Annotated in this window: 6 protein-coding genes; 1 reads left to right on the forward strand and 5 read right to left on the reverse strand. The window is 34.7% G+C overall.

Features of this window, described 5'->3' with window-relative positions:
- Positions 1–59: 59 nt before the first annotated feature.
- The 4 genes from NH26_RS03020 to NH26_RS03035 form a co-directional block, all read right to left on the reverse strand.
- On the reverse strand, positions 60–908 hold the full coding sequence (locus NH26_RS03020) for a putative zinc-binding metallopeptidase (protein WP_044228904.1): 849 nt from the start codon (positions 906–908) through the stop codon (positions 60–62).
- A gap of 83 nt (positions 909–991) precedes the next feature.
- Complete coding sequence (locus tag NH26_RS03025) at positions 992–4,270, reverse strand: amidohydrolase family protein (protein WP_044228909.1); 3,279 nt, start codon at positions 4,268–4,270, stop codon at positions 992–994.
- A 186-nt stretch (positions 4,271–4,456) separates the two neighbouring features.
- Positions 4,457–5,140, reverse strand: coding sequence for an MORN repeat-containing protein (locus NH26_RS03030; protein WP_052432298.1), 684 nt, complete (start codon positions 5,138–5,140; stop codon positions 4,457–4,459).
- 120 nt (positions 5,141–5,260) lie between these two features.
- Positions 5,261–6,484, reverse strand: a complete 1,224-nt coding sequence (locus NH26_RS03035) for a DUF445 domain-containing protein (RefSeq protein WP_044228913.1) — start codon at positions 6,482–6,484, stop codon at positions 5,261–5,263.
- Positions 6,485–7,223: 739 nt separating this feature from the next.
- Here NH26_RS03035 and NH26_RS03040 point away from each other — a divergent pair.
- Entirely contained in the window at positions 7,224–8,219 is a 996-nt protein-coding gene (locus NH26_RS03040) for a DUF6236 family protein (protein WP_158021873.1), read from the forward strand.
- Between the two features lie 53 nt (positions 8,220–8,272).
- Here the strand turns inward: NH26_RS03040 and NH26_RS03045 are convergent.
- Positions 8,273–8,616: group II intron maturase-specific domain-containing protein (locus NH26_RS03045; RefSeq protein WP_317040941.1), on the reverse strand; the 344-nt coding region annotated here is incomplete at its 5' end.

The raw sequence follows: 8,616 nt of genomic DNA on the forward strand, positions 1-8,616 counted from the left end.
CTCTATACAATATAAAATGAAAGGGTCAACTTCAATAATAGAAGTTGACCCTTTCATTTTTAATCTTGATTGGCCATATAAGTTTTCAGATAATTGGGTGGTAATATCTTCAATTTTGCTCTAATTTTTTTTCTGTATTCTACTAACTCAGGAAATTGATGAAAGAAAATAACTTTATCTTCTTTTAGATTAGTAGGTACGTTAATATCATCCAAAATAAAGAAGGTCCAAGATTCTGCAAAATCTTCTTCCGGACTTTCACAAGCATAATCACTTACAAAGTCTTCCTCATGATCAAAATAGAAATCGACTAATTTCTTACCCTTTCTGTTTTGACTTTTTATAGCATCAATTTTATCCCATTTGTTTAAGAGATCAATCGGCCAAAAAGCAGTGATATACTTATCTAAATAACTTCCTTTAATTGCATATCCTTCAGAAGTGAGGTAGCCTTTGGAATCGTCTTGGTATTCATCATCTGAGGGTTGCATCTGAGAGGCATTTAAACAAATCAGATGGCCAAATTCGTGGATTAAAGTATGCTGATACTCCTGAATGTATAAAGGGTCTTGATTACTGAAATCCATATCAGCCACATCAAATTCTACCGTCCAATGTTTATTGGATTCATCCATAGAGTTAAATCCGCCTAGATCTTCTTGTATGCCGTCTGTGTACAATCTAAATCTCACGACATATTTATTGATGAGATCATTAGGGAGTACTGTTGTGAAATAATTCCAGTAAACAGTTCCTTTGTCATCATTATAAGAATTGTTTGTTTTTAATGCTCCGTTTTGGATTTCCCAAATACCAACAGTTTCACCTACTTCATCCTCTAATTCATTTTGGGCATAGGTATAGTTAGTGATGTAAAGAATCAATAATATGAAATAGGTCTTTTTCATAGGTGATTAGAAATGGTCATAACTTTAAATTAAAAAAGCCTATGAGATATCCCATAGGCTTCTTATAATAGTACAATATTTTATTAGTGTAAACTACATCCACACTTCGGAACTGTAAAATTATTGGTTTGTTCGTGCCATTCAAACTGAGGATTATAGCCTTCTTCTTCCCAATAGAATTTCTTTCTTTCCTTACCGTTAGGTAAAGCTTCATTCATTGTTTTAGAATCGTAAACTACTCCATTGATCATTACTTGATGGATACTTTCTGAGTGACGAATGTCTTCCAATGGGTTTTTATCAAGGATAATTAGATCGGCTAATTTTCCTTTTTCTAAAGATCCAATGTCGTCATCAAGTCCTAAGTAATGCGCACCATTATAGGTAGCAGAACGAATAGCTTCCATAGAAGTCATTCCACCTTGAGCTAACATCCATAATTCCCAATGTGCACCAATACCTTGTATTTGACCATGTGCACCAAGGTTAACTTTCACTCCTTTATCAGAAAGCATTTTAGCCGATGCTGAAGTAGCAATGTGACCAATTTCATACTCTTCTTCAGGAACCATAGTTCTATGTCTTGAGCGACTGTCAATAATTGCTCTTGGAGTAAAATTGAGTAGTGTTTCTTTCTCCCAAACGTTAGTGTGTTGGTACCAATAATATTCACCATTCACACCACCGTAGTTCACAATTAAAGTAGGAGTATAGCCTACATTAGTTTGCGACCAAAGTTCTTGAACGTCATTAAATACTGGGGTAACAGGTATATTATGTTCGATACCTGTATGACCATCCAAAATCATAGACATATTATGATAGAAAGTGGATCCTCCTTCAGGAACAACCATGATCTCATTTTCTTCTGCGGCTTTAATTACCTGCTGACGTTGATCTCTTCTTGGTTGATTGTACGATTTAACCGAAATCGCTCCCCAAGCCTTAGTTCTACGAATGGCAGATCGAGCATCTTCAAGAGAATTAATTTTTGCTTTAAAATCTCCATCAGCTCCATATAAGATCACTCCTGTAGAATAAATTCTTGGTCCTACCATTGCACCTGTTCTTACCATTTCTGATTGATTGAATACCATTTCAGAATTTGCTGAAGGATCATGAGTAGTAGTTACCCCATAAGCCAAGTTAGCGTAGTAAGGCCAATTTTGTTGCGCTGATAGTCCTAAACGGAAAGCACCAAGGTGAGCGTGTGCATCAACAATACCCGGCATAATTGTTTTACCTGTACAGTCGATGATTTCAACATCTTTATTAACCGATAAGTTTTTACCGATTTCGACAATTTTATTTTCTTTGATTAAAATGTCAGTACCTTCCAATACATCATCTTTTTGATTGACTGTAATGATACGAGCATTTTTTAATAGGATAGAAGTACTTGGTTTAGAAGAAGCCAAAGTTAATCCAATTTCAACCCCTTCAGATAGAGGCTCAACGGGTTTCTTACCTTCCACAAACTCAAAGCTATTGGCCAAATTAGTAGTATAATATTCATCGCCTAACGACCAATGTAAAGATTGACTATCGTCTGACCAATGGATATTATAACCTGCATCTCTAGCTACTTGTGCCACGGGTACGGCTTTCGTAGAAGACGACAAATCTATTGGCTTGCCTGTTAATGGCATAGGAGCGATGTACACTTTAAACAACTCTGTAAAAGCAATCCATTTGTTATCCGGCGAGGGTACAAATTGATTGGTGTATTTTGTAGTGAAATGTGTTTTTAAATCTTGACCGTTTAAGTCTACACTTTTGAATGCTTTCTTTAATGATCCGAAGAAGAATCCTCCCGATTGGAAGAAAACACGATCTCCCTCTGGGTTAAATCTTGGGAAATCTCCATTCTCACTAATTCTTTTGCTATTGGATAAATCATCTAACTGAACTACATAAATACCGGCTTCACCTGTATATACATACCCTTGCTGATTGTTACCACTTTCTTTTACAAATACAATTGATTGGCCATCAGGAGAAAACTGTGGTCTTCTGTAAATCCCTTTAGGTAAATCGAGTAGTTGTTCTTTTTTTGATTTGATATCTCTAATGATGATATGTCCTTTTTCTTGATCATTCCAAGTCACATAAATCATTTTATCCCCTTTAGGAGATAAGCTAGGCTCGTATTCAAAAGCTGTATTTTGTGATGTTAGACGTTGAGGTTTCCCTTTAGGTAACTTCTTACTGTATAAATAACCGGCGGCATGGAAATAGATCGTTTTTCCATCTTTAGAAGTAGTGACATTTCTTAAAGCTTTGGCTTTGAAATCACTTGGTGCTACTTCGTGTTTAAAACGTAAAGCTTCTGAGACTTTTTGATTTACCTCTGCTTCAAAAGGAATGATTTCGCCTTTTCCGGTAGTGGTATCGACTTTCCAGATTTTACCTCCTTTACCCCAAATAATAATATGTTGGTCGTCTGGTGTCCAAGCATATTTAGGAGATGGACCAAAGATAGCCCAAGCTTCTTGCTGGTCTTTTTCTAATTGATCAAAAAGTGGTTTCTGAGAATTGGTTTCAAAATCATGAATGTATAAAACTGATTTTGTTCTTACTCTTCTTATAAAAGATAGTTTCTTACCATCATGAGAAACTTTAGGTCCGATAGCTCCACCTGGGCCGCTCACCACCGTTTTTATTTCACCATTCTCTCTATTATAAGATTTGATAACATAAATCTGATTATTAGGGTCTTTATTGTATTGGAAGAACCCTCCAGGGTACATATCTTCTACAAAGTAAAGTAGTTCGCCATCAGGAGACAATTCAGGTTGGTTAATATCCTGTTGCTCATTTTTACGAGGAACCAATTCAATACCATCGCCTCCTGAGATATGATACATATACATGGCTCCAGCACCCAAAGAACGTGTAAAAGTAAAGTGTTTACGAGCAATAATGTACTGACTGTCTTCCGTCCAAGTAGGGTTGTTTAAGAGTCTAAAAGATTCTTTAGTAACTTGTTTTACATTGGATCCATCAGCATTCATCATCCAAATGTTGTCACCACCGCCAGCATCAGAAGTGAAGGCGATTTTTGTACCATCGGGAGAGAATTTTGGTTGTACTTCCCAAGCCATTCCTGAACGGATAACTTTTGCTTTTCCACCTGAAATGGGCATCGTATAAATATCACCTAATAGGTCGAATACGATAGTTTTACCATCAGGGCTAACGTCAAGGTTTAACCAAGTACCTTCATCAGTTGTAAAACTGATTTCTTTTGTAGTACGTTGAGGGTCATTGACATTCCATTTGTCTTCTTTGTCTTGTGCTTGTGATAAGTTGAAAACAAATAAGCTGCTGAGTACAATAAAAAAAGTATGCTTATTTATCATATTAGAAGTTTTATAAAATATTGAAATTGTTGCACACAAGATCATGACCTAAACTTCATTATCAAAACATTCGATAGCAGATCCACAGAGAATTATAAAATAATAACAAACTTTATTCTTAACATTGTCTTTACCATAAAATGATGAAGTAATGCTTTTGTAAGGAGTGGGAGATGTGTGGATGGTTTAGCTCTCTTGATCTGGATTGTTTTCTAATTCTTCTTCAGAAAAAACCTTATTTAATTGATCGTTTACCCAATAGCCAATGATCACTTTATCTGTTTTTACCCACTTTCCTTTACCGTTTTTCATTCCTTTTTTAAATGAACCAGTATAATAGGTACCGTCTTGCTCAATTAAAGTACCTTCCCCTTTGAAAAAGCCTTTGTTGAAATTACCTACATATTTTCGTCCATCTTTATAATAGTAGACTCCTTTGCCTTGAGGTTTCCCTTTTGTGAAGTTTCCGCGGTATTCATCCCCATTAGAATAGTATAAAATACCGTTGCCATTTAAAGCACCGTCAGAAAAATGGCCTTCATATCGAGAACCATTGGCCCATAATAGAATACCTTCACCATCAAATTCATTTTTTTCAAAACTACCTTGATAGATGGTACCATCTTCCCATTTTAATTCTCCCTTGCCTTCAAAATTACCATTTAGAAATTCACCTTTATAAACGGAATGGGCATAAGTAAATGTACCCTTACCATTGGGGTAGCCATTTGACCAATCTCCTTCATATACATCTTGATTTTTATATAGCATTTTACCAACACCATCATTACAGTCTCCAGAAATACATTGGGCTGCAGTGATATGATAAATACCAAAAAGAAAAGCGAGAAGTGATAGTATATTCTTCATAAGTGGATTTGTTTCCTAATTTCAACATAACGGGTTCTAATCAAAGAACATTATTAAGGTGAGAATTTGAAAATTGATCACATCTGTTAAGAGATAGAAAAGTTTGTTAACATTTTTAGCTTAATAAAATAAAAGGAAAAACTGAATAATACCTGCACAACCACCTAAAATGGCACCCACTACAATAAGTATCCATTCATCTTCTTGAAAGGCAGGGCGTAGAAGTCCTTCGAAATCATCGTAGGGGAGATCCTCAATTTTCTGTTGAATTTTATTCTGTAAATCAAAGACTTTTTCGGCGTAGGGAAAAGCATCTCTTATACAAATATGAAATTCAGACATGAAAGTAAAGTGCGCAATGTTTTTGATAATATCAAGGTGTTTTTTTGTTAGTTTTTCATCGACAAAACTACTAATAGGCAATTTGATTTCCTCATAGGTTTCGTCTACCAATTCAGAAATTCTATGTTTAAAGATTTCAGAAAGCTTATCCTTACCAGTATTTCGTAAAGTATACCTAAAGATTCTTTCAATAGTTAGTATCCTTGTCGTAATTAGATGGGCATATTCATAGGCCACTGTTTTCTGACGTTGTAGAAAGAGCCCTTGAAACTTCATACCGAAAAAGTAAATAGGTTCTTTGGGTTGGAATATTAATTTTAACGCTACCCAATTGGTTAAGTAACCGGTAAGAATTCCGAATAGAGGTAAAAGCCACCAAGGGTTATAAAAGTAGGCAATCACCATTTGGATTAAGCCAAAAAGGAAACCGAAGATTAATCCAGACTTTTCAATAAACTTGAACTCATCTTTACCACACTTCCAAAAAATAGTATTCAATAAATCAGGGTGCGTTACAACAGTATCAAGAGTCAATTCTTTCAAGTCTAACATTTCTCGAATGTTCTGACCTATGTCATGTAACACTCTGTCCGTAACCTTAGGCACACGTTGTTCTATTGATTCATAAATCTTTTCCCTCACCGTTAATGGAGCTTTTTCCCAAACGTTAGGCATTTCAGATCTCATCACTAAATCGACCGCATTTCTAGTAACAAGAGAAACAGAATCTTTAATTTCTTCGTTGACAATATCTGGGTCTAATAAAGCAAATTGCTCTTCAATTTTAAGAAGTTTACTTGTAATTAACTCTACAGCTTTAGAAGCAATAGATAAAGATTTAGCAGGAATGATACCCTGCCACCCAAAAGGTTTAATTCCCCAGAATTGGACAGGGTAGAACATCATCTTAATGGCTGCCGCATTGGTAAACCATCCTACAAACCCACTTATTAGAGGGATAGAGATATATAATAAAATATGTGATGTTGTGAAGTTGTCCATACCACAAAGTTATTGAAATCTTCATGAGTTGGCAATGAAAAAACATAAATCATGTATCGTCTATATTGAATTCATCAATAATATAAATGAAACAACATAAGTGTAAAAATAAGAAGTCTCCTAATAGAAGAATTTTATTGTGTTACTAAAATTCTTGCTGTTCCAAAATATCCAGTCCACTATAATAAATAAATACTCGAGTTAAACGTGTATACTCGTGTAAAACACGACTAGTAAATTTATTTTCGATAGTTTATAATTAATGGGGAGTGCTATACTCTCACAAAGATTTATGATCAACATTTGTGTGGTAGGATATAGTCAATCAATAAGATAGATTACTTTTTTGAGTACCAAACTTTAGAATTAAAATAAATAAGTTAGATGTTATAGGTTATTTGTATTATAAATTAGAATAGTGAATAATTGGGTTTGAATATTTAAAGTTGTGTGGTAAATTAGAATCATTAATTTATACTATTGGGTACATGTCATGTGGCGTATATTCTTAAAATTTAAGGGATAAACGCCATTGCGTTTATCCAATGTTGTGTGGCATAAAAAACAGCACCCTAAAACTTGAAAATACAACCTTATGAAAAGAAATATATTATACTATCCGACAATTAACATTCCCAATGAAGATTGGATAAGAAACGCACTGATATATTGGGATGAGATTAGTTCAATCGTACCTATGGACTACAATGATAATCCCGTAATAGAATTAAATGGAAACATGCGATTCTTAAAAGATGAAGGCTTTTTTCGTCCGATTTCACCTAATACTTTGATTAGGAATGCGAATGTATTTAATACTATTGACGACTTTGAAATTGAATTTCTTGAAATTATTGAAAGCCGTGAATTTGGGAGAGTACGATTTCCTTACTCTGGTTCTCATAGAATTCATAATACTAAAATGCGACCTCCTGAGAATTATGACATACATAATGATAAAGTAAGTCATAATGTTTTACATGCATTGGCAGACAGAGGATTATTGGAGCGTGATTCAATGAATTCTGAATGGATTAAAGTTGAGCCAAAAACAGCATTGCTTTACATGTCACTGCTTGCAAAATATATTGCAGAGCTTGATACTGAATCAACAACTATTGGGACAGATAACTATTCTTATGAGATTTTGAATTTTAATGCAAATAGTAGACATGATAATGTTTCATGTTTTAGTAGTAATCTAAATAAAGTATTACCGACCCCAACTCCAAATGTTTCATTTGAGAAGATTTTAGATTTTAAAAAGGATAGAAAAGATGAATTGTTGAAATTCCGTCAAGAAATTTCGAATTTTGAAGAGAAGGTCTCTAACTCAGAATCAATTAAGGAAGTTAAAAGTCATATGATTGAATTCTCAGAGAAAATTGAACTTGAAGTAAATGAAATTAACAAGTGCTTTAAGGATGCAAGAATACTAACAGTTGCTAAATCCTTAAAATCATTGATTAGTATTAAATCTCCGACATTACTATCATCAATTGCAGTATATGCAGGAAAAGCAACACAAATTGCAAATCTTCCTATGGGATATACAATGGCAGGATTGTCTGTGATGGGTGGGATAGAATTATTTCATAGTTACATTAGTGCAAGAAATGAAAGAATTACACGTGAAAGAGAATCATCATTTTCATATTTATATCATGCTGATAAAGCAGGATTAATAAGAATTACGCCACACAATCGAGTAGACCGCCCCGTCAGTAAAAACTGACAGGGAGAGCCTCTCACACCACCGTACATACGGGTCTCGTATACGGCGGTTGGCTACTTTTCGGTTGCCTTAGTGTAAATATCTATCATGGAAATGTAACCTCTTTGTCTTAACCTACCCAACGTAATTGTTGTGTTAAGAATAGGACTTTGAGCTACAGCCCAACCACCTTTTCGCGTTCGACTCCATGCATATGCCTGACCTTGAGGAATACCTAAACGGATTAAGTTTTTACGCTTACGTTCGGGTTTCTTCCAGTCGTGCCAAATGCAGTAACGAAGCCTATTTCGAAGCCATTCGTCTAACTTTTTAAGTTTCAACTTGATGCTTCCTAGCTTAAAATAATTCACCCATCCACGTTGCACTTCTAGAAGTTTCTTGATGCGTTCGTCAAAAC

It is taken from the genome of Flammeovirga pacifica (assembly GCF_000807855.2).
GTDB lineage: Bacteria > Bacteroidota > Bacteroidia > Cytophagales > Flammeovirgaceae > Flammeovirga > Flammeovirga pacifica.